This is a genomic window from Bradyrhizobium sp. (assembly GCF_035652035.1).
In the GTDB taxonomy this organism is placed as follows: Bacteria; Pseudomonadota; Alphaproteobacteria; order Rhizobiales; family Xanthobacteraceae; genus Bradyrhizobium.
Genome location: NZ_DASREO010000060.1, coordinates 38236 through 62662, shown reverse-complemented (window position 1 = coordinate 62662; position 24427 = coordinate 38236). Strand labels below are relative to the sequence as shown.

Here is a 24427-nt window from a genome sequence, read left to right as displayed (position 1 = left end):
GCTCCTGATCTCGGATCGTACGCCCCCGAACAGACACTCCCGCGCGGGTCCACGTTGGGTTGATCTAAGTCAAGGGTTGGCGATGACGCCGGGCCGGAGCAAATCAGCGCGCCGCTGACGGTGATCCGGTTCCCGCGACGGCAAATAATGACGGCGGACGGCGCGCTCGCCCCTACTCCAGCTTCTCCACCTCGCGCAGCGAGGGAAACAGCTTCATCCAGAGGAGCGCAATCGCAACGGTGGCGACGCCGCCGAGCACGGCCGACGCCACGGTGCCCAAAAGCGCCGCCGCCACGCCACTCTCGAACTGGCCGAGATAGTTCGAGGCGTTGATAAACAGAAAATTCACCGCGCCGACCCGGCCACGCATCTCGTTCGGCGTCGAGAGCTGCACCAGCGAAAACCTTATTACTACGCTGATGGTGTCGGCAGCGCCCAGGGCCGCGAGCGCCAGCACCGACAGCCACATCCAGTGCGAGAGGCCGAACACGACAGTGGCAATGCCAAACACGATCACGGCCTGGAACATGCGCATGCCCACGCGGCGGTTGATGGCGTGGCGCGCCAGGATCGTCGTCATGATCAGCGCGCCGACCGCGGGCGCTGCGCGCAGGATACCGAGGCCGAAGGGTCCGGCATCGAGAATGTCACGCGCATAGATCGGCAGCAGCGCGGTGACGCCGCCGAACAACACCGCGAACAGGTCGAGCGAGATGGTGCCGAGGATAGCGGGATTGCTGCGGATGAAGCGCACGCCCGCGAAGATGTCGTCTGACGTCCCGCTATCCTTGGCGGGCTCAGGCTCGGTGGTCGTGATCGCGCCGGTCAACACCATGGAGAGCAGCCAGAACACCAGCATGATGCCATAGGGCAAACCGGGCGCGACCGCATAGGCAAAGCCGCCGAGCGCCGGTCCCGTGATGGTCGCAACTTGCGCGGCGGCGCTTGACAGTGCGGTCGCGCGTTGCAGCGAGCCCTGCGGTGCGATCAATGGCAGCAGCGCCGCAATGGTCGGGCTTTCGAACGCGCCGGCCATGCCGAGCACGAAGGTCGCAATAAAGATGTGAACTTCGGTGAGCCATCCGCCGTAGGAGCCCCAGCACAGAAACAGCGCGGTTGCGGCTTCCGCGAGCTGACAGAGCTGCACCACGCGCTTGCGCTCGAACCGGTCGGCGGCGTGACCTGCGACAAACACCAGGAGCGCCGTGGGCAGGAACTGCACCAACCCGACCATGCCGAGATCGAAGGCGCTGCCGGTGATGTCGTAGATCTGCCAGCCGATCGCCACCGCGCCGATCTGGCTGGAAAATCGCGTCAGGCTTCGCGACAGCAGGAAGAAGAGAAACGAAGGTTGTTTGAGGAGCGTCCCGGCGCTCACCGGCGCAATGAAAGACATGATGCTGATCGGTGAACGATGACGACCCTAATGTCAACGTTCGCACTGGAACAAGTCGTGCATGGCATTGCCTCTCAATCCGCAACGCTGCCATACTCGGCACGAGTTGCTCGCTCCCCTCATCCTGAGGAGCCGCGCAAGCGCCGTCTCGAAGGGTGAGGCCGGCGGAGCTTTTGGGGGAAAGATGCTTCAACTGCAATCGACGTTCGGCATCATCGCGCTGCTCGCTCTGGCGTGGCTCTTCGGCGAGAACCGCCGCGCGGTGTCGCTGCGGCAGGCGGCGATCGGGCTCGTGGTGACGCTTGCGACCGCCGTCGTGCTGATCAAACTGCCGGGCGCGGCGCGCGCCTTCGGCGCGATCAACGACGCGGTGGGCGCGATTGCATCGGCCTCGCGCGCCGGCACGTCATTCGTGTTCGGCTATCTCGGCGGCGGCGCGCTGCCGTTCGACGTCAAATCGCCCGGTGCCGATTTCATCCTCGCTTTCCAGGCGCTGCCGATCGTGCTCGTGATGAGCGTGCTGACCACGCTGCTGTTCTACTGGCGCATCCTGCCGCCGGTCGTGCGCGGCATGGCGTTCCTGCTCGAGCGTACGCTTGGCATCGGCGGCGCGGTCGGGCTCTCCACTGCGGCCAACATCTTTCTCGGCATGGTGGAAGCGCCGCTGTTCATCCGCCCTTATCTCGCAAAACTCACGCGCAGCGAATTGTTCCTGGTGATGACCGGCGGCATGGCCGGCATCGCCGGCACCGTGCTCGTGCTTTACGCGACGCTGCTGGCGCCGCTGATCTCCGATGCCGGTGCGCATTTTGTCATTGCGTCCGTGCTCGGCGCGCCCGCAGCCATTCTGGTCAGCTTGATCATGGTGCCGGAGGTGGCCGATATCAAAGCCGGCGGCACGGCGGGCGACCCGCGCCTCACCGAGGATCCCGACCTGCACGCGGCCTCGACCATGGACGCGATCGTCAAGGGCACGACGGCGGGTCTCGAACTTCTGCTCAACATCGTCGCCATGCTGATCGTGCTGGTGGCGCTGGTGCATCTTGCCAATTCCATCCTCAGCCTGCTGCCTGACGTCGGCGGCGCGATCACCTTGCAACGCCTGCTCGGTTACATAATGGCACCAGTGTGCTGGTTGATGGGGCTGCCGTGGTCGCAAGCCATTCCCGCCGGCAGCCTGATGGGCACGAAAACCGTGCTCAACGAACTGATCGCTTATGTCGATTTTTCAAAACTCCCGGCGGGTACGCTGGATGCACGCTCGCGGCTGATCATGCTCTATGCGATGTGCGGTTTTGCCAATTTCGGCAGCCTCGGCATCATGGTCGCAGGCCTCGGCACCATGGCGCCGGAGCGCCGCCACGAGATCCATTCGCTCGGGTTGAAATCGATCGTCTCGGGCACGCTGACGACCTGCCTGATGGGCGCGATCGTCGGCGTGCTGACGTGACGAGCGCTGGACTTGCCGGCTTCCGCTCCGTAATTTGGCCGCGCCCAACCCCACGAGACAGGCAACCCTTCGACGCCAGGAAGCCAGATGGCAGAGCCCGCCGACGAGGTGCAGAATTTTAGCCCGTTCTGGCACCAGATGCTCTCGACCGAGCATCCCACGCTGAGGCGCGGCCGCAAGTTGTTTCGCGCGCTCTCGCCCACGGCCACTGACCGCTGCCGTCTCTGCTACGCCGGCTTCGATGGCTTTACCGCTCCTGCGCTCCGCCTGATCGGCCGCGGCCGCTGGCGGCGCAATCCGCACGTCTGCGAGAAATGCGAGAGCGTGTTCGCCGAACGTCGCGGCGGCACCGAGCTTGAAATCGCCCTGCTCTATGCCGATGTGCGCGGTTCGACACAGATCGCAGCCAAGATGAGGCCGGCGGAATTCGCGGCGCTGATGCAGCGTTTCTTCCGCGCGGCCACGGCCGTGTTCGACCGCAGCGATGCCGTCGTCGACAAGATGGTAGGCGACGAAGTCATCGCCCTCTATCTGCCGGGCCTTGCCGGTTCCAACTACCGCAAGCGCGCGCTCGATGCCGGACTCGAATTGCTGCGCGCGACCGGCCACGCCGACCGGCAAGGGCCGTGGCTTCCGGTCGGCGTCGGCGTGCACGCCGGCAAGGCATTCGTCGGGTCGATCGGCGTCGAGGGCGGCAATTATCAATTCACCGCGCTTGGCGATGCCATGAACTTCGGCGCACGGCTGGTCTCCGCGGCCGGCCGTGGCGAGATGATCATCAGCCACGCGATGCTGCAGGAAGTGCCTGATCATCTTGCCACCGAACGCCGCAGCCTCGAACTCAAAGGCTATGCCGGGCCGGTCGAGGCGCATGTCGCGCGCGTGTCGGCATAGCGTCTTCGTGCGAAGCGCACCGACGGATTTGACTTAGAAGCGGAGAAGAAAAGCGTCCCCCGTCGCCTCAACGGAACGCGTTCGACATCGTCACCATCATATTATACTGCTGGATGACGCTGTTATAATCCATCGAATACGACACGTTGTCGGCGCGGCCCTTGGCGATGCTGTCGCGCATCTCGCGCAATTTGCCGAGAATGTCACGCGGATACGAATCGATCGAGGTGGATTTTCCGGACTCGCGGATCGCCGTATCGAAATCACGCACCGCGCTGCCGAACGCCGCAAGCGTTGCATCGAACTGCGGGAGATCTGCGCCGCCTTTCGGGCTCGACGGCATCAGTTCGACCGCCCTCTTTGCCAGCACCATGGTGTTGCGCACGTGCCAGCGCACGCTCTTGCCTTCGGCCTTTTCGATCTTCGCCAGCTCCGCGCGATCGAGCGCATCCTTGAGCTGGTTCTGCAATGCCTCGGTCGTGGCGCGCGCCGCGAGAAACGCCATCGCCGCCGGAACAAGCTTGTCGTGCAGCGCCTTGCCGCCGGCCATGTTGTCGGCAAGATAATCCTTGCGATCGTAATAGGCTTCCGCCTCGTTCAGGATCGGAATCAGCGCCTCAAAAGTCGAGGCGAGCTGTTTGGTTGCGTCGTCAAGCGCAGGGATTGCGGGCTTGTCGCCGGCCGTCTTGCGCGCGGTGTCGATGTCGCGCTTGGCCGACGATCCGACCGAATACAGGCCATAGATGATGCGCTCCTTGCCGGTTGGGCCGCGCTTCACGTCGACCCAGCTAAGATACCTGGCCCAGGAATCCTTGCCGCGCAGCGATGCGTTCAGGAGACCAACGACGCCGTTTGATTTTGCGATGTAGCGATCGAGGTCCGCATCTGCGATCTCGTGCAGGCCAAGATCGGGAGGCGGCGACACTTGTTGCTGCGCCAAGGCGGTCGCGCAGTGCAGGACAAATGCAGCGGCGAGGACCAAAGATGAGATTTTCAAAGCAGCGCCCCCAAAGAATAAGCAAGAATAGACCTGGCCGTGCGTGATGCACGGACGTCTCCTGCGCTATTCGTCGCGGGGCGCGGTCCGCGGGTTCAAAGGGGTGACTTGATCCCTCCCCGCGAAGCGTGGGGTCCGTGGCGAGCGAAGCTCGCTCTCGAGGTCGCCGCGCAAGCGGCGGGGTGGGGGTGGCGGTCATGACGCGTAAACGTCATTCCGGGACAACCCGAAGGGTTGGACCGGAATCTCGAGATTCCGGGCTCGGTCCTGCGGACCGCCCCGGAATGACCGCGTTTCACGCGGTCAATTCCACCGTCTTGAAATCGGCCGGCAGAATCACTTCCAGCAGTTCGACGTCGTCGGAATAATCCATGATCAGATGCTTGATGCGCGGCGGCTGGGTCCAGGAGCTGCCCACGCTGAACATCGTCTCGCCAACGCCTTCCATGTAGGTCTTCACCCAACCCTTGAGCACATAGACCATCTGGAAATCGACGTCGTGGAAATGCAGTTTTGACACCACATCCGGATCGCACGGTCCCATCAGGCGGATCACATGCGCCCGCGCCACGCCGCCGCTGGCGTCGGCAATGCCGAGGTCGCGGTATTGCGCATAGGTGCGCAGGCCGTCGGCCTTGAAATCTTCTTCGCGGTGATGGCTGATGGCGACGTGCTGCTTCGGTCGCACCCGCTTGACCGGCGCAGCCGCCCTGCCCTTGAGTTTGCGCCGCGCGTGGGATTTTGCCGCCGTCTTTCGCGCAGGCGCCTTGCGCGCGGTCGATTTCTTCTGGGCCGCGCTTCTGGCGGCGGCGCGCGCGGCCGGCTTCCTCGATTTCTTTTTGGCCATGTTCTCTCCCTTCCCGACAAATCAGGAGGGTGGAGGGTATCACAATGAGGGTTCGTCGTCCCGGACAAGCGAAGCGATAGCGAGTGTGGGACCCTATCGTCGTCATGGCCGGGCTTGACCCGGCCATCCACGTCTTTGTTCAACGACCAAAGGTAAGACGTGGATCACCGGGACAAGCCCGGTGATGACGAGTGGATGGAGGTGAATCGCCGTAGCTCGAAGAGCGAAGGCGGATCAATGCAGCCGGAACACGCCGTCGACAGCGCGGAAGTCGGCCGGCTTGATCAGCTTGGAGTGCGCGACGCGGACCGAGTAAAGCGGTCCCTCGAGCTTGGTCTCCCAGAAATGCAGGAAGTCCCGCAGCGCCGGGAATTTCGGAAACAGATCGTAATTCTGCCAGACGTAAGTTTGCAGGAGCGAGGGATGATCCGGCATGCGGTAGAGAATTTCCGCCGTCGTCAGCCCGTAACCCAGCACTTGTTTCCGGAAGTCTTCGGAAACCCCAACCCGCGAGACCATGCCAACCCTCCAACTTGCGAGAGTGCATGTGCGGCTGGCGACGGCCTTAGGGAGCGGCCTCGAGTCGAGATGCACTCACATGAGAGAAATGTGACGCACGCGAACAACCCATCACAAGTCCAAATGTTTAACGATCTGTTGAAAAAGTCAGCGTTAGCAGCCACTTAAGCCGGCTGCTAATAGCGATGCACGAAGCTGGCCTAACCGGCGTTAACCATCGCGGAGAGAAGCTGGCAAAGCCCTTGTTCGACTGCCAATTTTTCTGCTATCGCCCCTTGCCTCCTCCAATACTCTGGACTATCTCCGTTTTGCCCGCTGGCACTCGTCGGCGGCGACTGCCAATTTTGCAAAATTCGCAAACATCTTCAGAAACTTAGGAGGACTGCATGAAATTCCGTCCGCTTCACGACCGCGTCGTGGTCAAGCGTGTCGACGCCGAAGAGAAGACCGCTGGCGGCATCATCATTCCCGATACGGCCAAGGAAAAGCCCTCGCAGGGCGAAGTGATCGCCGTCGGCCCGGGTGGCCGCGACGAAGCCGGCAAGCTGATCCCGATCGACATCAAGGTTGGCGACCGCGTCCTGTTCGGCAAGTGGTCGGGCACTGAAGTGAAGATCGATGGCGAAGATCTCCTGATCATGAAGGAGAGCGACATCATGGGCGTCCTCACCGACGTCTCTTCCAGCAAGAAGAAGGCCGCTTAAGCGCACCTCACCCCTTCCCTAGATTTCAAGGAAACAATCCATGTCAGCCAAAGAAGTAAAATTCGGCGTAGACGCTCGCGACCGCATGCTGCGCGGCGTCGACATTCTCGCCAACGCCGTGAAGGTGACGCTCGGCCCGAAGGGCCGCAATGTCGTGCTCGACAAGTCGTTCGGCGCGCCGCGCATCACCAAGGACGGTGTCACCGTCGCCAAGGAAATCGAGCTTGACGACAAGTTCGAGAACATGGGCGCCCAGATGGTGCGCGAAGTCGCCTCCAAGTCGGCCGATGCCGCTGGCGACGGCACCACCACCGCGACGGTTCTCGCCGCTGCGATCGTTCGTGAAGGCGCGAAGTCGGTTGCCGCCGGCATGAACCCGATGGACCTGAAGCGCGGTATCGATCTCGCGGTCGAAGCCGTCGTTGCGGACCTCGAGAAGAACTCCAAGAAGGTCACATCGAACGAGGAGATCGCCCAGGTCGGCACCATTTCGGCCAACGGCGATGCCGAGATCGGCAAGTTCCTCTCCGACGCCATGAAGAAGGTCGGCAATGAGGGCGTGATCACGGTCGAGGAAGCCAAGTCGCTCGAAACCGAACTCGATGTCGTCGAAGGCATGCAGTTCGACCGCGGCTACATCTCGCCCTACTTCGTCACCAACGCCGACAAGATGCGCGTTGAGATGGACGATGCCTACATCCTCATCAACGAGAAGAAGCTCTCCTCGCTCAACGAGCTGCTGCCGCTGCTCGAGGCCGTGGTGCAGACCGGCAAGCCGCTGGTCATCGTCGCGGAAGACGTCGAAGGCGAGGCTTTGGCCACGCTCGTGGTGAACCGCCTCCGCGGTGGTCTGAAGGTCGCGGCCGTCAAGGCTCCGGGCTTCGGCGATCGCCGCAAGGCCATGCTGCAGGACATCGCGATCCTGACCGGCGGCCAGGCGATCTCGGAAGATCTCGGCATCAAGCTCGAGAACGTCACCCTCAACATGCTTGGCCGCGCCAAGAAGGTGATGATCGACAAGGAGAACACCACGATCGTCAACGGCGCCGGCAAGAAGGCCGACATCGAGGCGCGCGTGGCGCAGATCAAGGCGCAGATCGAGGAAACCACCTCGGACTACGACCGTGAGAAGCTGCAGGAGCGCCTGGCCAAGCTCGCAGGCGGCGTCGCGGTGATCCGCGTCGGCGGCGCGACCGAGGTCGAGGTGAAGGAGCGCAAGGATCGCGTGGATGACGCGATGCATGCGACCCGCGCAGCTGTCGAGGAAGGCATCGTTCCGGGCGGCGGCGTCGCCCTGCTCCGTGCTTCCGAGCAGCTCAAGGGCATCCGCACCAAGAACGACGACCAGAAGACCGGCGTCGAGATCGTGCGCAAGGCCCTCTCCTGGCCGGCTCGCCAGATCGCGATCAACGCGGGCGAGGATGGCTCGGTGATCGTCGGCAAGATCCTCGAGAAGGATCAGTACGCGTTCGGCTTCGACAGCCAGACCGGCGAATACGGCAACCTCGTCTCCAAGGGCATCATCGACCCGACCAAGGTGGTTCGTACCGCGATCCAGAACGCCGCCTCCGTGGCCGCGCTTCTGATCACGACCGAAGCCATGGTCGCCGAGCTGCCGAAGAAGCAGGCTGCTGGCCCCGCAATGCCTCCGGGCGGCGGCATGGGCGGCATGGACTTCTAAGCGACGAAGTCGTCCCGGACGCGGCGTAGCACGAAGTGATGCGCTGCTGATCCGGGATCTTGCTCCACAAATTAAGGAAAGGGCGCGGTGCAAACCGCGCCCTTTTTGCTTGCGGCCACATCTGCCCTATTGAACGACGTCGAGTTTGACCTTCGCGATGCCGCTTTCCACCATCCCAAGCTTGCTGGCGGCAGAACCCGAGAGATCGACAACGCGTCCGGGAACGTAGGGACCGCGGTCATTGATCCGGACAGTCACGGACTTTCCGGTCGATACGTTCGTCACCCGCAACTTTGTGCCGAACGGCAAGGTCGGATGAGCGGCGGTCATTGCGTGCGTATCGAATTTCTCGCCGCTCGCGGTCGGCTGGTCCTCCGTATAGAAGCTGGCAACACCCTGCGAGGCGATCTGTGTCGGGCTCGCATTGTTATGCCGCGCGAACGGCGTATGCTTTCTCACATGTGCGACACGCCTCGCGGTGAAGTACGATGCCGTTCGCTCGTGTTGCCACGACGCCTGCCCGTGCGGGCTCGCAATTTCGGACTGTCGCACCGCACTGGATTGAGCGCAGGCCGCAAGCGACGCGGCGGCGAGAACGACCACAGGCAATCGAACGATATGTCGGATACGCGCGTACGAACGCTTGACGAACGAATGCTTGGCACAATTGCTGGGAAACATGTTGTATCCCCAAATCGCGCCCCCGGCCCAAGCCCGACCCGCAATGAGGGCAGAACCGTGGCCGAACGGGATCAGGCACCGGCGTTGTCGGGCGATTTCATTCGGGGTGTGCTGATTGAGCCACAGCACGCCGCAAGGGCGACGGCGGCTTTTTGGCCGCGCGGCATCTCGGATCAACAGAGTCTCAGGTGCGCAATTACGCCGCGGCAATGCGGTTTCGCGTCATTGCGAGGAGCGTGAGCGACGAAGCAATCCAGACTTCCATCCGCATTGCGTTGCGGATTCTGGACCGCTTCGCTGCCGCTCGCGATGACGATGGATGGCCGGGTCGAGCCCGGCCATGACGAAAGCGAGACAGGCGCTATGCGGCTACTGCGACAGTTTCACGAACTTCGGAAACTCGAGCTTGCCTTCGGCGATCCTGGCCGGCCAGACCGTGACCTGCCTGGCGTTCTGCCACTGGAAGACGAGACCCGTGACATAGCCGGGGCCTGACTTGATGCCGTGGGTGAACTCGTCGTCCTTGCCGTAGAACTCGATGTTGCCGATCGTGCCTTCGAACTTTGTCTTCTCCATCTCCGCGACCATCTTGTCGGGATCGGTCGAACCCGCGCGCTTGATCGCCTCAGTGATGATGTAGACGTCGTCATAGGCGGTATAGCCGGTGTAGGCCGGCGGCGCGCCGAATTTGGCCTTGAAGGCTTGCGCGAACGGTTTTGTCTTCGAGGTCACCGCAACGTCGGAAGTGGCGACCGCGAGCGTGGGGATGCCGTCGGCGGCGCCGTTGGTGTCGTTCCAGAAGGTCGGGCTGAAGGCCTGCGCGCTGATGCCGAACATCGGCACCGGCACCTGCTGGTTCTTCCACTGCACGGTCGGCTGCACGCCGACATGGGAGATGCCGGTGACGATGACGTCGGGTTTCTTGCTTTCGATATTGTTGAAGATCGGCGTGAAGTCGGTCGTATCCGGCGAGAAGCGGATGTGATCGACGACGTTCAATCCGGCTTTCGGCAGGCAGGCCTCGTAGCCGACGTCGAGCGGCTTGGTCCAGGCGGCGTCCTCGCTCATGATCGCGACGCTCTTGAGTTTCAGATTGTTGACCAGGAGATCCTTGGCCGCGTCGCAGACGAGCTGCGCCTGCGCCGCCGAGGTCAGATAGCCGTGAAAGGTGTACTTGTTCTTGTCGTAGTCATTATGGATCGCCTTGGTGATCTCGTTCGAGGCAGCACCCGGCGTGATCAGCGGCATCTTCAGGCGCGCCGCCCACGGCTCGAGCGCCAGCACGACCTCGCTGATGTAGCTGGCGATGACGGCCGAGACCTTGTCTTCGCTGACCGCGCGCTGAAAGGCGCGGACCGAATCCGCGGACGAGCTCTTGTTGTCATAGGTCACGATCTCGATCTTGCGCCCGAGCACGCCGCCCTTGGCGTTGATCTCGTCGGCGGCGATCTGCGCGCCGCCCGGCGTCGCCGCGCCCGCAATCGATTGCACCTCGGCGATGACGCCGATCTTGATCGGGTCTGCGGATTGTGCGTGGGCCGCAGCGCTGGCAAAAATCGCTACCGCGCCCGTGAGCAGGGCCGTCCTGCCTGATGGCTGCATCCGTTCTCTCCCTTTTGTTTGTCGTGTTCTTTTGCATTGTTGCTGCGCCGCGGTATGCCGCGCGCATAAGCAAGTCTATTGGAAGTTGAGAGCGCCGGGAACTCTCATCGATGCCGCCGTGCTTAGACATTAAGCAGAACAGCACGGTCGAAGCTGGCGGCGAAAACGCATGGCCGCTTTTCGCGATTGAGGCCGGAACCAGAAAGCCGGCTTCAGACTTCTTAACCGCGAGACCGTTGCCCGCCGTTATAACGACGGCGCATGGAGCGGATAGCCAAAGGTCCCGACGGAGTGGGACCCGCTGTTCAAGGACAAGCGCACGCACAGATAGCCAAAGGCAACGGTCTCGGTTCTGTTCAACTCACGGTCGGTTTGACGATGGACAGTCCAACGATCGACGATACGCACACTCGCGCCATTTGCGACGAAATCGGCGAGCGGCTGCGAACGCTTCTGAACTCATCGATGCCTGGCGAGATAACAGATTTCGACGACAGGCTGCGTGAATTTTCTGACAGCGAAGTGGAGGGCGAGCGCGCGGCAGCTCATTAAGCCGTTTTGGTGCTGGATTCCCGCAATCTTCAACGCAACACCCGGCCGATGCGCGCGGTGCGCGCATGAGACGCCTTGCGGAATCGTCCTACCGGTCGTTTCCGGCCGATCAATCTTGAAGTAACCTGCATCCGTCTCTGATGTGACGGACGACCATGCTCACGCTCTATTCCTACCCGCGGCTGTTCGGCGTCGCCGACAACAACGGCTATGGTCTGAAGGTATTCGCCTTTCTGAAGCTCGCCGGCGTGCCGTTCCGGCACGAGCACATTTTCGATGCGTCGAAGGCGCCGCGCGGACAGTTGCCCTATATTGTCGACGGCCATGACACCGTCGGCGACAGCGAGACCATCCTGGCCTATGTCACACAAAAATATCGCGTCACGCTGGATGAGGCGCTGACGCCGGCGCAGCGCACGACCAACCTCCTGATCACGCGTACGCTCGACGATCTCTACTGGGTGATGTCCTATTCGCGCTGGAAGGACGAGCGCTATTGGCCCCAGTTCCGCGATGCGCTCAAGCGCGAGCATCCTAGCCTGACCGATGACGGGCTGATGAAGGCCAAGGAGTTCAACGCCCAGCGCTATTATTACCAGGGCATCGGCCGCTTCGAGCCTGACGCCGCGATGGCGCGCGGCATCGCCGATCTCGCCGCACTCGCTAGCCTTGTTCACCGGCAGGACTACGTGCACGGCGACAGGCCAACGGCCATCGACTGCGGCATTTATGGCTTCATCGCCAACATCTACTTCTACGACATCGAGACGCCGTTGAAGGAATTTGTGGTCGCCCACGACGGCCTGGTACGACATTGCCGCGCTATTCATAAAGCGGTCAGCATGTGAGGTTGATTTAGATCTGGCAGCGCGCCTGCTCCGGGTGGCCTGAAATCCGAATGCTTCGGCTCCAGCACGAGACGCCGTTCATGCATGTGCGCGAACCGAGTGCGCGAAAGATCGAATTTTGCGAGCGCGATCAACGCCGATTCTACTGTCCACTCCCTTTGCTAAAAATATTTCGTTTCGCCCGTCGGGAAAATCATCTCTAAACCTCGCGCCGTCCCGTGCCCGATGAGAGGGGCGCTTCGCGATCGTCACGATTTGCCGGTGCGGGATGCGATGGCCGCCATCATGCCGCAAGACGAACGGTTTGATGCGCGGACGGCCAAGTCGTGTGGTCCTGATCTCTCGACGCTGAGATCAAGTTGGTGACGATGCCTGCGCATCACGCCAATGACGGTGGCAAGAAAGCCCGATCACCGGGGAGAGCACGAAATAAGCCGATCAACCATCGTGCAGGGAATGCCGGAATGCTCGGCTTGCCTGTGGTGACTAACTCATGTGCTTTTCTACTTTGCGCATGAGGCTGCGGGTGCGGCCTGGCACCCGGCATTCCCTGCGCCCTCCTCTCGAGGGTGACTTTCAACGGCTCGGGCGTGATTACGTCGCGGGGATGTGGAGGTGTGTCTGTCTTGCACCCGTCATTGCGAGCGGAAGCGAAGCAATCCAGCAACGCGCATAGCCAAAGGCTGGATCGCTTCGTCGCATCCGCTCCTCGCGATGACAGGATTTTCGAACATGGATTGCCGGGTCAAGCCCGGCAATGACGGAAGGGAAAGGCGGCCCAACGCAAACGGATATTGCCGCGGCCCGAATTTCCTGCAACCTCAGCTAACGTCTCTTTCCCATCCAAGGCCCCCATGCCCTCTCCCGCCACGATCGATCCCATCACCCGCTCCGTCGTCCAGCACCGGCTCTCCTCGATCGTCGCCGAGATGGGCGAGGCCATGCTGCGCACGTCCTATTCGCAGATCCTCAATTCCAGCCGCGATTTCTCGCTCGCGATCACCGACACCAAGGGCCGTCTGATCGCGCAGGCCGATCATATCCCGGTGCATGTCGGCGCCCTGCCCTGGGCGACGCTCGCCGTCGAAAAGCGCTTCAGCGATATCAAGCCGGGCGACGTCATCCTGCTGAACGACCCCTATCACGGCGGCAGCCATCTGCCTGACGTGACCGCCTTCGTGCCGATCTTCGACGGCGAGACGCGGCTGTACTGGACCATCGTGCGCGCGCATCAGAGCGACATCGGCGGCGCAACCCACGGCGCCTACAACCCGGACGCCACCGAAATCTGGCAGGAAGGCCTGCGCATCCCGCCGATCAAGCTCTACGAAGCCGGGCGGCTGCGCGACGACCTCTTGGACATGCTGGCACTGAACACCCGCAACGCGCGCGATTTTCGCGGCGACCTCGCGGCGATGGTGGGCGCGGCGCATCTCGGCGAGCGTCGCATGGCGCGGCTGTTTGCGGAATTCGGCGCGCCGACGGTCGCCGCCGCCGTCGAGACGATCCTCGATGCCGCCGAGCAACAGGCGCGCGCGGTTGTTGCGACCTGGAAGGACGGCGTGTTCTACGGCGAGGCGTTCCTCGACGACGATGGGCGCGGCAACAACGACATCCGCATCGCTGCAAAAGTCACCAAGAGCGGCAGCAATATCGAGGTCGATCTCTCGGACTGCGATCCGCAAACGAAAAGCTTCGTCAATTCCTCGCACGCCAACACGCAGGCCGCGGTCTCGATGGCGTTTGCCTATCTGATCGACGCCGAGATTCCGAAAAACTCCGGCGCGCTGCGTCCTTTGAGCATCGTCACGAAAAAGGGCACCATCGTTCACGCCGACGACGGCCTGCCGGTCACGCTCTGCACCAGCCATCCCTCGAACGAAATCGTCGAGGCCGTGGTGAAGGCGCTGTCGGCGTCGTGTCCGGAGCGCGCCATGGCCGGCTGGAGCCGCCGCTTTCGCATTGCCATCCAGGGCGAAGACCCGCGCAACGGCCGGCATTTCATTTGGCACCTGTTCCAGGCGCGACCGGGCGGCGGGGCATCCGCCGGCGGCGATGGCTTTTCGTCGATCGGCGAATGGCATTCGGCCGGCGGCATCAAGTTCGGCAGCATCGAGGTCGACGAGGCGCGCTTTCCCCTGCACTTCCGCCAGCACGAATTCCGCGCCGATTCCGGCGGCGACGGCCAGTATCGCGGCGGCCTCGGCGTGGCGCTCGACCTTGTCATCGAAACCGCAAAGCCCGTGGTCGGCAACACCGCCGGTGACGGCGCGCGGCACGGCCCGTGTGGCCTGCTCGGCGGCAAGGACGGCGCGCCGCACGATTATCGCCTGGTCTCGCAAGGGCGCCCGCCGCGCACGCTGCGCACCAAGGAAGCGGGTATCGAAATTTTGCCTGGCGACTGCCTTGAGATCCGCTCGTCCGGCGGCGGCGGCTGGGGACCGCCAGAAAAGCGGAAACAGTCCGCGCGCGACCGCGATCTCGCGCAAGGCCTCGTGAGCGGCAACAACACGGCGCGAGGCTCCTGATGCTGACCATCGGTGTTGACGTTGGGGGCACGTTCACGGACCTCGTCGCGATCGACGAGAGCGGGCGAACCGTCTTCGCCAAATCGCTGTCGACGCCGCAGGATCAATCCATCGGCGTCATGGCAGGCCTCGACGAGCTGGCGCGGCGGCTCGATCTCGCCCGCGCGGACATGCTGGCGAAGACGCAGCGGCTCATTCACGGCACGACCGTGGCAACCAATGCGCTGCTGGAGCGCAAGGGCGCGAAGGTGGCGCTATTGACGACCGAAGGTCATCGCGACGTGGTCGAAATGCGCGAGGGCCTCAAGGGCAACCGCTATGATCTGCGTTCGCCGCCGCCCGAACCATTGGTCCCGCGCGAGTTGCGCCTTGGCGTGCGCGAACGGCTGCGCCCTAATGGCGACGTGCTGACGCCGCTCGATGCCGCCTCGCTCGCGCGCGCCATCGAGACCATCCGCAAGGCCGGCGTGACTTCGGTCGCGGTCTGCTTCCTGCACGCCTATCGCAATCCGGTGCACGAAATAGCCGCGGTCGAAGCCATCGAACGCGAACTGCCCGGCGTCTACGTGTCGCGGTCGAGCGACGTGCTGCCGCAGATCAAGGAATACGAGCGCGTTTCGACAACCATCGTCAACGCCTATGTCGGCCCGCTGGTGCATCTCTATTTGAAGAAACTGGAGCAACGGCTCGCGGAAGCCGGATTCAAAGGCTCGCTCTTCATCATCCTGTCGCATGGCGGCATGGCGCCGGTCGACGAAGCGGTGCGGCTTGCGGCCGGGACGGTGCTGTCGGGGCCGGCCGGCGGCGTCTCCGGCAGCCGCCGCTGCGCCGAGCTGCTCAAAATTCCAGATCTCGTCCCGTTCGACATGGGTGGCACCTCGACGGACATCTCGCTGATTTCGGCCGGCCGTGCGTCGCTCTCGGCCGGCGGCGGTCTCGCCGGCGAGCGCATCGCGCTGCGCAGTCTCGATATTGCAAGCATCGCGGCCGGCGGCGGATCGATCGCCCATGTCGACGCCGGCGGCACCTTTCATGTCGGACCTGAAAGCGCGGGCGCCATGCCTGGACCCGCCTGCTACGGCAATGGTGGCACGACCGCGACCGTGACCGACGCCAATGTCGTCCTCGGATATCTCGATGCGGCCGCCTTCATGGGCGGAAAGCGCCCGCTCGATTCCGCGGCGGCAGAGGCGGCCGTCGACCGTCTTGCGACGTCGCTCAACCTATCGCGCCTGGAGGCCGCCGCCGGCATCTACCGGCTGGTCAACCTGCGGATGGCCGATGGCATCCGCCTGATGACGCTCCGGCGCGGCGTCGATCCGCGCAAGTTTGCCTTGTTGAGTTTCGGCGGCGCGGCCGGACTGCACGCGGTCGAAATTGCGCGCGAGCTCGAGATCGGGCGGATCATCGTGCCGACGATGGCCTCGGTGCTGTCGGCATGGGGCATGCTGACAAGCGACCTGCGCTACGAGGCGAGCCAAACTCACCTCAGTGCCCGCGCCGGCATCGCGGCCGACGAGGTGCGCGATCTCTTTGCCAAGCTTGAGAAGCAAGCGACAGGCCGTCTCACATCATGGTTCGAAGGCCCGCTCGCGATCGAGCGTTTGGCGGAAATGCGTTATGGCGCGCAAGTCTACGAAATCGACGTGCCGCTCGACGGCGTCGACTGGCAGGCGTCAAACCTCGCGCACGAGATCGAGCGACGCTTTCACGATCGTCATGAAGAGCTTTACACCTACGCCTCGCGCGACCAGGAGGCGGTGTTCGTCAATGCCCGCGTCGCGGCCGTCGGCCGCGTGGCGCCGGGCGAGCAGCCGCGACGGTCTGTTGCGTCGTCGCCTGCGCCCGGTGCGCCGCGCGCGATGCGCAAGGCTTTCTTCGGCGCATGGCGCGACGTTCCGGTCTACGCGCTGGAGGCGCTCGAGGGTGGCCATGCGATCGACGGTCCGGCCATCGTCGAGGCCGAAACCACGACGGTCGTGATCAACGCGGGCGACAAGCTTTCCGTCAACGACCTCGGCTGGCTCGATATCGAGGTACGGCTAACGTGAGGCTTGCGGGGCGCAGCGCGCGGACACTCCCGTCAGCGCGTCAATCAGATGAACGACACTGCGGGGATTATAGGGTTTTGGCACAAATTGTCCGGTCAGCGTCACCGGCTGCTGTTCGCAGGATGTTGCAACGACCTTCAATGCCGGAAACTCCTGGCGAACCGTTCGCGCAAGCGACGCGCCGTCCATCGAACCGGGCATGCGGATGTCGGTAAAGATCACGCCGACGCTGATCCCGCTGCGCAAGACGTCGATCGCTTCATCGGCCGTGCCGCACTCGAGGACTTCGTATCCCGCCGCGCGGAGTTCATCGGCGATCATGATCCGGATGAGAAACTCGTCTTCGACAACCATGACGGCCGGCGAATCACTTGGACGCTGGGCGGCGCCCGACTCGAGCACTTTTGACCATGGATTCAATGAGTTGCTCATGCTGCCCCAACCGAATCGCGATCGTCGACGTTGCAAGGTTAGAGTCTCGCGCAACTCACGCACTAACCTGCGTTAGTCCTCGACACATGCGGCATCGTTTGAGCAATAAAAAAGTAAACCGTTAACCATTTCGCTGTTTGACATGTGAATAGGACATTGGAGCGGGCGCTCGTCAGCGCACGACCGTGCCGATGCGCTTGAAGCGGACGTGCGCGGGCGCGCCATCCTTCCGCGAAAAGAAGATCAGGCCGACGCGACCGATCAGATTGTCAAAGGGAATATAGCCGACGCTCTGCGTCCGGCTGTCGGTCGAATTGTCCCGGTTGTCGCCGAGCGCAAAGAAATGCCCGGGCGGGACCGTGAAGACACCGGTGTCGTCGTTTGGGCCGTTATCGAGGCAATCAAGCGTGTCGTAGCTTGCGCCGTCCGGCAGCGTCTCCCGCCAACGCTTGACTTGACCGCGCGTCGGGCTGCCGCAGGCGTCCTGGCCCTCGACATCGGCCAGCCGTTCGCGCTTGACGGGCACATCGTTGACGAAGAGCTCGCCTCCTTTCATCTGAATGCGGTCGCCTGGCAACCCGACGACACGTTTCACGTAGTCGACCCGGTCCTTCGGAACGCGAAACACGACGACATCGCCGCGCGCAGGCTCTTTGGAGAATATTCGTCCAGAAGCCGTCGATGACGCGTACGGCAGCGAGAAGCGACCATAGCCGTAGGCGTATTTCGACACAAAGATGTAGTCGCCGACGAAAAGCGTAGGCCGCATCGAGCCTGACGGGATGTTGAACGGCTGGAACAGGAAGCTGCGGATGAACAGCGCAGCCACCAGTCCCAAAGCCAGGTTGAGGAGATAAGTGAGGATCGTGCGAAAGACACCGAAACGTTCGACGCGCCCGAGCATCAGGAGGAAGACGACGAACGACCATAGCGTAAACCCCGCCACCAACAGCGGCACGATATCGAGCGCGTCGCCGCGGCCAGTCACGGCGTCGATCACAAGGATCAGGGCAAATCCTGCGATCGTGGGCAGCGCGCTCCACGCAAAGGCCGCGCGCAGGTCAATCGCCCGCGCATGCCCGCCAAGCAGCCTTCCGATCCGGCTCAGCACAAAGCCGGCAAGATACAGCCAGATGATGCCCGCGACCGCGCCAAACAGCACAAGGCACAGCGCCAGCTGCCAGTCGAACAGATAGCTCGCATTGTAGATGACGGAAATCTGATTGTAGATGCTCGCAACGGTGCCGAGGATGGCGAGCGGCCAGACAAAATAGGTCGGCCTGTTCGCGACCAGACGCTCGATCGTGCGGCGCGGACTGAACCAAACGGTGATCCACGGCGATCGAACGGCCCCCTCTTCGGTTGACATTATCCCCTCCCGCACACGCGACGGCGTGGCATCCGCCGTCATCGGAGATAATCAATGACGCCAAATTGGCAAGCCAGACAAACGAAGCGGACGGTTGAATGAAGTGGACAGTTGATGAGTGGTGAACGGCTTTCGCCGCTTTTCCAGTCAGCCGGCGGGCGGGCCGCTCACCCCTCTAACGCCCGCGACCAGGGAGTCTTCGCTTTCGTGAAATCCCGCCACGCGGATCGGAGCCGCGGCGCAATGCCGATCGATGCATGAGCCTGCCAACCGACGATCACGGCTCCGGCGGTGCCGCTCTCGGAGGAATCGGCGGTGAGCCCATCCAGCAGGGAGGCGGTCACCGCCATGTCGTTGTAGCAACCAAGCTCCTCCTGCAAACCGGCGAGCTTGCGAGAGAACTGCTTCACTGCCTTTCGGTCTTCGTACAGCGGCAGCAGGAAGTCGGCGACATAGCGCAGCTTTTTCGCAGCGAGCCTCAACCGGTGCAGTTCGTCAACGCTGAGCGACTTGAAATGGCGGCCGCGCTTGAGCACCTTCGCATGCTGAGCCGACAGCGCCTCTCCGGCGAAACTGGTCGCGGGCTCGGCGAGACGTCCGAGGTTTTCGGGCGCGACCTCGCCGCTGCGCCAGCCTCTCGCCTCGATCCAGCCGCCAAGGCCGATCAGGAAGCGCGCGCATCTGATATCCGCGAGCGCGAGGTGGACCTTGCGATAGGCTGCCTGCCGGCGCTTCGAGGTGGCCTCCTTCAGCAAGTCGAAGCCCGCGACCGTCGGGCACGCCTTGGCGACGGTCGGCAGCGTCTCGCCTTCAAAGATGTCCCAGTCGCGCGCGGCCGAAAGGTTCTGCGCGAGCCATTGTGCTTCCGCGCGCAACAGGTCGAGCTGGCTCAGGGGCCCGACCGATCGCATCAGACCTAGCGCCGATCGCAGGCGGCGCAGCGCGACGCGAAGCTGATGAACGCCCTCCGGATCGCGGCCGTCTTCGGCCGCGGGCAAGGATTCAAGCAAATGGCGAAAGCAACCGCGCAGGATCGTCGCGAATGCCTCATCCAGCGAGATCGACGAGTCGAGGCGAAGTTTTCGCGGCCTGCGCGCGGCAGGCGGTGTGTCGTCCGCAAGGTCAAAGCCGCGCGCCGATTTGCTGCGAATGGACGGTTTGAGCGGTCCATGCTCGAGGAGCCGAAGCGCCAGCTCGTAGATCGTGCCCGCACTGCCGCTCTTGAGCTCGAGCTCGATCTCGCTCACCGGCATGGACCGGTCGCCGGATTTGAGAACGCCATGGTCGAAGGCGACCTCGACCGTCCCCGCCGGCAAGTCGACCAAACGGGCATGCCGGCGAATGTCGGTCGTAAAGACCTCTTCAAGCCCGTCACGCATCAGATCAGCGCGGAGTTTGGCCGGGATGAACGGCATCGCAAGCGCGATGTCGGGGGTCATCGACGAAACGCCGGTCTCCCACTCGCCGCGCCGGAGCGGATCGTCGGCGAAGTCTGCCTTTACAGTCTGCACGAAGCGCGCGCCGCTCTGGCGAACCCGCAACGACAATCCGCTGCGTCTCAGAATTCGCTCTGATGTGTCGAAGTAGGCGGACTTGAGATGCTTTCGACTGCCCTTGTTGCGGGCGTTCGCGACGATGACGGGAGCGGTGTCGAAACCGGCCAGGCGATCGGCGTCGACAAGAAGCTTGAGTTCGATTTCTCCGCCGGGCGGCGCGCCGCGATCTGGTGAGACTTCTGGTACAGCGGCCTCGCCGCTTGGGGATGACTCGGCAAGCGGCGCCGGTTCACGAGGCGACGGCTCTTGCGGGCCGGACTCCGCCGTCGCGTTCTGGCCGTCAGAAGCGAGCGCGGTTTCCGCCCTTTTCTTGTGCCGTGGAGCGCGATCGCCATGGATCGCACCCGCGCCTTCGCGGGGAATTGTCGCGCTGGATTCTAACATCTGAGGCTGCGTGACGAATTGGTGACAGATTCATAACACGTAGCCTGTTCGAAAGGAACAGCGAACAAAGATTGTCGTGAGCGAGCATCCCCATGCGCTTGCTTGACATCAGCAACGCCCTCTTCCGTCAGAAGATTTTGTTCGATGCATTGGGCGCAGCTATGCCGGGAAGGTGCGAAGTCGCGTCATTTTGCAAAACAATGGCGCGCAATGCCGTAACGCCGCTTTCCGCTCGAACAGGAAATCCGCCGCAGACCGAGGAGTATTATATCAGTAGCGTGCGCCCGCCACTCTCGTAGCGTTGCCTGGTGATCTCGAAAATATAGTACGGCCGGTCACCGGCGATCTCGCGCGTGAACAGCCCGGCGCGCTTGATCCCGCCAATCTTGGTCATCGCGCCCTGCGAACGCCAGTTCTCGTGACCGACCCAGAAGATGGCGGTGTCGACGAACGTAAAGGCGTGATCGAGCATCAGGCGCTTGACTTCGCGGTTCGCAGGCCCGCCCCAATGACTGCGTGACAGAAAAGTCCAGCCGATCTCGAGCTCGCCGATCTCCGGCGCATAGCCATAGTAACGGCTCGATCCGACCAGCCTGTTTGTCGCGCGATCGACAAACACGAAGCCCATTTTCGATTTGACCGCGCCATCGAAGAATTTTCGAAATTCGGCCTCGGTATAGCGATCCGGCGCGGGGTGAACTTCCCAAATCTTCGGATCAGAACCAGCCGCAAACAGCTCGGTCCAATCGTCTGCGGATATGGGACGGATGGTGATGGTGGGACCGACAAGCGTCGGCTGAAAATCGGGCTGCGACATGGCGCAAGCTTAGCGTCACGCCCGGCCTATCGAAAGCGGAAATCCTTTCGCTCACTCGACGTGCGCGACGACGGCGAGCTTGCGAATACCCATGTTGTGATAGGCGCTGAGGAAGGCGCTGTAGTCGCGGAACGAGACACAGCCGTTGGAGTCGCCATTCGCGCCGAGCATGAAGGTATGCGCAAGCAAACCTTCGCGGCCGTAGATCGCGTCCTCGCCGCCGATCGGCGTCAGCCGCAACGCCGCCACGCCGTGGAACAGCGCCTCGCGCGGTTTCAGTGTGTAGATGTGCGGCGGCGTCACGCCGCGCATGCGGATGCGCGCGGAGTGCGGATCGTCAAGGTTGGAGCCAAGGCCGGAATGCGCCTCCAGCTTGGTGCCGTCGGGCAGATATACGGTGTGTGCGGCGATGTCGTAGACGGCTGTGTCGCGATCGTAAGGCGGCGCGCCGCCGAGCATCGGATTCTGTTCGCGGGGGGTGATGCTGCCGGTCACGCTGCCGGCGTCGGCGGAAGCGTAGGCCAGAACCGGATTGCGTGAGCCTCCATCCTTGCCCCACAGCTTCTCGACCATCGACTTTCTGTCGCTCGAGGCTAATCCCAGGATCGCGTTCTTCGCGCGCTGGGCCATTTCGCTGAATTTGGACTTCGGCTGATCGTCCGGCTGCGCGGCAGGCGAAGCCGACGCAAGCTGGAATTTCGGCGCTTCCTTTGCCGTCTCTCTCGCCCTGGTCGCATCGGCGCCCTTCGCAGGCTCCGCCTTGACCTTGGGCGCCTCGGCAAGCTTCAGCGGCTCAGGCTTTGGCGCGACGGCGATCCTCGTGGGCGCTTCAGGCACCGGTGCCGGGGCGACGCCCTCGGGCGAGGAGGCTGCGAAACGATCGACGAAAGAAAGCGCGGGGTCCGCCGGCACGGTTTCGGGCACGGAGATGACAGGCGGCTGGGGCAGCGCCGCGGTGCGAACCGCGGCGTCGGCAAAGCGGTCGGCAAAGGGGCGTATAACCGGCGCATCGAAACTGGCGCTGCCGAGCTCCGGATAAGGGCTGGCAGCAAAGATGTTGACGTAGAGCGTCCAGCCGCAGCCGATGACGAGCCCAGTCACCGCCGCCGTGACGAGCAGACTCTGCGGGGTCGCTTTGCGTTGTGGTTGTTTAGGAACGGGTGCCGTAAACCGGTAACACGCAACTGTACTCGTACTCATCCGCCTAGCATCCGGACTGATTTCCCCTCGTTCCCCGTTAGCCGCCGTTCGGCGAGATGCATGGCGTGGGCACCTCCGAACGGCGGCCAATGCGCGATCACCCGCCGAATTACCTGGGCAGCATCTCGCAGAGGCGCTCGTCGTCATTAAGGCAAGTTTTCGTTAAATGGGGATTAAGTGCTGGGCGCTTGTAAGGCAGTCTCATTTTGAGACGGATTTGCGGCGATTTAGCCCGTAACCTTCCGGACCAGTTCGCAATTTCATCTCCTTGAATTCGCCATGTTTGCCAGCGTGGCGATTCAGGTCGGCGCTGCGCTACTGCAACTCGGGCGGCGGCGAATTGTCGAGCACCGGACGCTTTGGCTGTTCGAGCAGATCAAGCGCGTAGGTTTCGATCACGAGCGGCCCGCGCATGCGCTTGAATTCGCCGACGCGTTCGACCGTCGCAAAGGTCTCGGCAACGTAAGGCTGGATGCTGGCGCGCACTTCATCGACCCAAAGAAGCTTGCCTGACAATTTTGCCGGATCGGGCTCGCCCATGTTGACCCAGCGGATGCGCTGTGTCGGCTGTATCACGCACGTGCCTCTTGGCAGATAGAAAGTAAGCCAGCTCGCGGTGCCGTAATCCGGAGCAAGCACGCAAGACGCACCAACACGCGCGCGCGTCGCCTCGATGTTGGCGGCGAGCGTCTCCCAGCCGACGCCGACGCTGCGCACGGTGGCATCGCGGCGAAATCCGGTGAGCGCGCCGGAGTTGGCCTGCACCATCAGGCCGGCGAACATCAGGATGCCGACCGGCGCAGCCCAGCGCAGGCAGAAATCCGCGACTACTCGCCAATATCGTTCCCAACGCGTGAGGCTGGCGGCAGCGGCCGCCGCGATCGCGAGCGGCGGATAGACCGGCGCGAACCAGTTCGCTTCGACGCGCGCATGCAGCGAATGCCAGAGGAAATAGAGCGTGATGACCCAGAACATCGCATTGATCAGCGCGCGCGAGGCGAGCGCCCCATCCTCGCGCCGTGCCAAGGCGTAAAGCCCCATCGCACCGAGAACAAAAACGAGCGGCGTGGCGAAAGCAATCTGGGTCGGGATCAATTCGCCGATGAAGGCGAGGCGGAATTCCGTGATCTCGGAACGGCCGAGCTGCTTGATGAAGGACACCCAGTGGTGATCGGCGTTCCAGAAAATGACTGGCGAAAATACCACGAGCGCAACGAGGCCGCCGAGATAAAGCCACAGCGAGAAAAACCATTTCCGCAATTTGGCAACGCTGATCAGCCAGATCACGATCGCTGGCCCGAAGAACATCGCGGTGTATTTCGACGCCAGCGCGAGGCCCGTGGCCGCGCCGACTGCGAGCCACCACGCCCCGCGCCCGCTTTCCTGCACCTTGGCGAGAAAGAACAGCACAAAACTGGACGTGACCAGCAGCGGCGAATCCGGCGTCACGATCAGCGTGCCGACCGCCGCCATCAAGGTGACATTAAGCAGAATGGTAGCGTTCGCCGCTACGCGTTTGCCGCCGAACAGTATTTCGGCCGAGCGAAACACCGCAAAACTCATCGGCAGCGCGAGCAGGATCGACACCAGCCGTACGCCAAGCTCGGTATCGCCCGCAATCATGGTGCCGAGACGGATGACGAGCGCGACGCCCGGCGGATGATCGTAGTATCCGGTGGCAAGATGCTTCGACCAGATCCAGTAATACGCTTCGTCGAAGGTCAGCGGCGTCCAGGCCGCAGCGACGAGCCGCAGCAGCACGAGACCTGCGACCGTGAGCGAGGTATTGCGGACGAGCCGAGTGCCGCCCATTTGAAGTTCCTGCATCACAAGCCGCGGACTCCGTCCAGGAACTTCAAATGGGAAAGCGGCACTCGAATCATAATTTCGCTAGTGCCCATGACTTTCCGAAGTTCGTG

At 62.9% G+C, this 24427-nt stretch carries 20 protein-coding genes; 8 read left to right on the top strand and 12 right to left on the bottom strand.

Annotated elements, in window-relative coordinates:
* Window positions 1-172: 172 nt before the first annotated feature.
* Entirely contained in the window at window positions 173-1396 is a 1224-nt protein-coding gene (locus tag VFB05_RS16235; RefSeq protein WP_325013752.1) for an MFS transporter, read from the bottom strand.
* Between the two features lie 184 nt (window positions 1397-1580).
* Between VFB05_RS16235 and VFB05_RS16230 the strand changes: the two genes are divergently transcribed.
* Both VFB05_RS16230 and VFB05_RS16225 read left to right on the top strand, forming a co-directional pair.
* Window positions 1581-2846 (top strand): NupC/NupG family nucleoside CNT transporter, encoded by a 1266-nt coding sequence (locus tag VFB05_RS16230; protein ID WP_325013751.1) that lies wholly within the window; start codon window positions 1581-1583, stop codon window positions 2844-2846.
* 87 nt (window positions 2847-2933) lie between these two features.
* Window positions 2934-3740 (top strand): adenylate/guanylate cyclase domain-containing protein, encoded by an 807-nt coding sequence (locus VFB05_RS16225; protein ID WP_325013750.1) that lies wholly within the window; start codon window positions 2934-2936, stop codon window positions 3738-3740.
* Window positions 3741-3807: 67 nt separating this feature from the next.
* Here VFB05_RS16225 and VFB05_RS16220 read toward each other — a convergent pair whose 3' ends face one another.
* From VFB05_RS16220 to VFB05_RS16210, 3 genes are all read right to left on the bottom strand, one after another.
* Entirely contained in the window at window positions 3808-4680 is an 873-nt protein-coding gene (locus VFB05_RS16220; protein ID WP_325013749.1) for a DUF3829 domain-containing protein, read from the bottom strand.
* A 352-nt stretch (window positions 4681-5032) separates the two neighbouring features.
* Window positions 5033-5584, bottom strand: coding sequence for a cupin (locus VFB05_RS16215; protein ID WP_325013748.1), 552 nt, complete (start codon window positions 5582-5584; stop codon window positions 5033-5035).
* Window positions 5585-5818: 234 nt separating this feature from the next.
* Complete coding sequence (locus VFB05_RS16210; RefSeq protein WP_325013747.1) at window positions 5819-6103, bottom strand: usg protein; 285 nt, start codon at window positions 6101-6103, stop codon at window positions 5819-5821.
* Window positions 6104-6489: 386 nt separating this feature from the next.
* On the opposite strand from VFB05_RS16210, the gene groES reads away from it, so the two are divergent.
* Together groES and groL are read left to right on the top strand one after the other, a co-directional pair.
* Window positions 6490-6807: a co-chaperone GroES gene (gene groES / locus VFB05_RS16205; protein ID WP_325013746.1), complete on the top strand. Its 318-nt coding sequence runs from the start codon at window positions 6490-6492 to the stop codon at window positions 6805-6807.
* A gap of 40 nt (window positions 6808-6847) precedes the next feature.
* Window positions 6848-8488, top strand: coding sequence for a chaperonin GroEL (gene groL, locus VFB05_RS16200; RefSeq protein ID WP_325013745.1), 1641 nt, complete (start codon window positions 6848-6850; stop codon window positions 8486-8488).
* A 126-nt stretch (window positions 8489-8614) separates the two neighbouring features.
* Here groL and VFB05_RS16195 read toward each other — a convergent pair whose 3' ends face one another.
* Window positions 8615-8947 carry a septal ring lytic transglycosylase RlpA family protein gene (locus tag VFB05_RS16195; RefSeq protein WP_325013744.1) on the bottom strand — a complete coding sequence of 111 codons (333 nt, stop codon included), beginning with the start codon at window positions 8945-8947 and terminating at the stop codon, window positions 8615-8617.
* Window positions 8948-9538: 591 nt separating this feature from the next.
* Window positions 9539-10771: an ABC transporter substrate-binding protein gene (locus tag VFB05_RS16190; RefSeq protein WP_325013743.1), complete on the bottom strand. Its 1233-nt coding sequence runs from the start codon at window positions 10769-10771 to the stop codon at window positions 9539-9541.
* 261 nt (window positions 10772-11032) lie between these two features.
* Here VFB05_RS16190 and VFB05_RS16185 point away from each other — a divergent pair, with 261 nt between their 5' ends.
* The 4 genes from VFB05_RS16185 to VFB05_RS16170 all read left to right on the top strand — a co-directional run bounded on the left by VFB05_RS16185 (window position 11033) and on the right by VFB05_RS16170 (window position 16750).
* Complete coding sequence (locus VFB05_RS16185) at window positions 11033-11323, top strand: hypothetical protein (protein WP_325013742.1); 291 nt, start codon at window positions 11033-11035, stop codon at window positions 11321-11323.
* Window positions 11324-11478: 155 nt separating this feature from the next.
* Window positions 11479-12171 (top strand): glutathione S-transferase family protein, encoded by a 693-nt coding sequence (locus tag VFB05_RS16180; RefSeq protein WP_325013741.1) that lies wholly within the window; start codon window positions 11479-11481, stop codon window positions 12169-12171.
* Between the two features lie 854 nt (window positions 12172-13025).
* Window positions 13026-14699: a hydantoinase B/oxoprolinase family protein gene (locus VFB05_RS16175; protein ID WP_325013740.1), complete on the top strand. Its 1674-nt coding sequence runs from the start codon at window positions 13026-13028 to the stop codon at window positions 14697-14699.
* Window positions 14699-16750 carry a hydantoinase/oxoprolinase family protein gene (locus VFB05_RS16170; RefSeq protein ID WP_325013739.1) on the top strand — a complete coding sequence of 684 codons (2052 nt, stop codon included), beginning with the start codon at window positions 14699-14701 and terminating at the stop codon, window positions 16748-16750. Before VFB05_RS16175 ends, VFB05_RS16170 begins: the two co-directional genes overlap by 1 nt.
* Here the strand turns inward: VFB05_RS16170 and VFB05_RS16165 are convergent.
* The 6 genes from VFB05_RS16165 to VFB05_RS16140 form a co-directional block, all read right to left on the bottom strand.
* Complete coding sequence (locus VFB05_RS16165) at window positions 16742-17182, bottom strand: response regulator (protein WP_325013738.1); 441 nt, start codon at window positions 17180-17182, stop codon at window positions 16742-16744. The genes VFB05_RS16170 and VFB05_RS16165 overlap by 9 nt on opposite strands.
* A 172-nt stretch (window positions 17183-17354) precedes the next feature.
* Window positions 17355-18551 (bottom strand): signal peptidase I, encoded by a 1197-nt coding sequence (gene lepB, locus VFB05_RS16160; RefSeq protein WP_325013737.1) that lies wholly within the window; start codon window positions 18549-18551, stop codon window positions 17355-17357.
* A 167-nt stretch (window positions 18552-18718) separates the two neighbouring features.
* Window positions 18719-20491, bottom strand: a complete 1773-nt coding sequence (locus VFB05_RS16155; RefSeq protein WP_325013736.1) for a CHAD domain-containing protein — start codon at window positions 20489-20491, stop codon at window positions 18719-18721.
* Between the two features lie 265 nt (window positions 20492-20756).
* The gene (locus tag VFB05_RS16150) at window positions 20757-21308 is read right to left on the bottom strand and encodes a GNAT family N-acetyltransferase (RefSeq protein WP_325013735.1); all 552 of its coding nucleotides are present in this window, start codon (window positions 21306-21308) and stop codon (window positions 20757-20759) included.
* 51 nt (window positions 21309-21359) lie between these two features.
* Entirely contained in the window at window positions 21360-22508 is a 1149-nt protein-coding gene (locus tag VFB05_RS16145) for a DUF2778 domain-containing protein (RefSeq protein ID WP_325013734.1), read from the bottom strand.
* Window positions 22509-22823: 315 nt separating this feature from the next.
* A complete protein-coding gene (locus VFB05_RS16140) occupies window positions 22824-24320 on the bottom strand; it encodes a glycosyltransferase family 39 protein (protein WP_325013733.1) in 1497 nt (498 codons plus the stop codon).
* Window positions 24321-24427 lie beyond the last annotated feature (107 nt).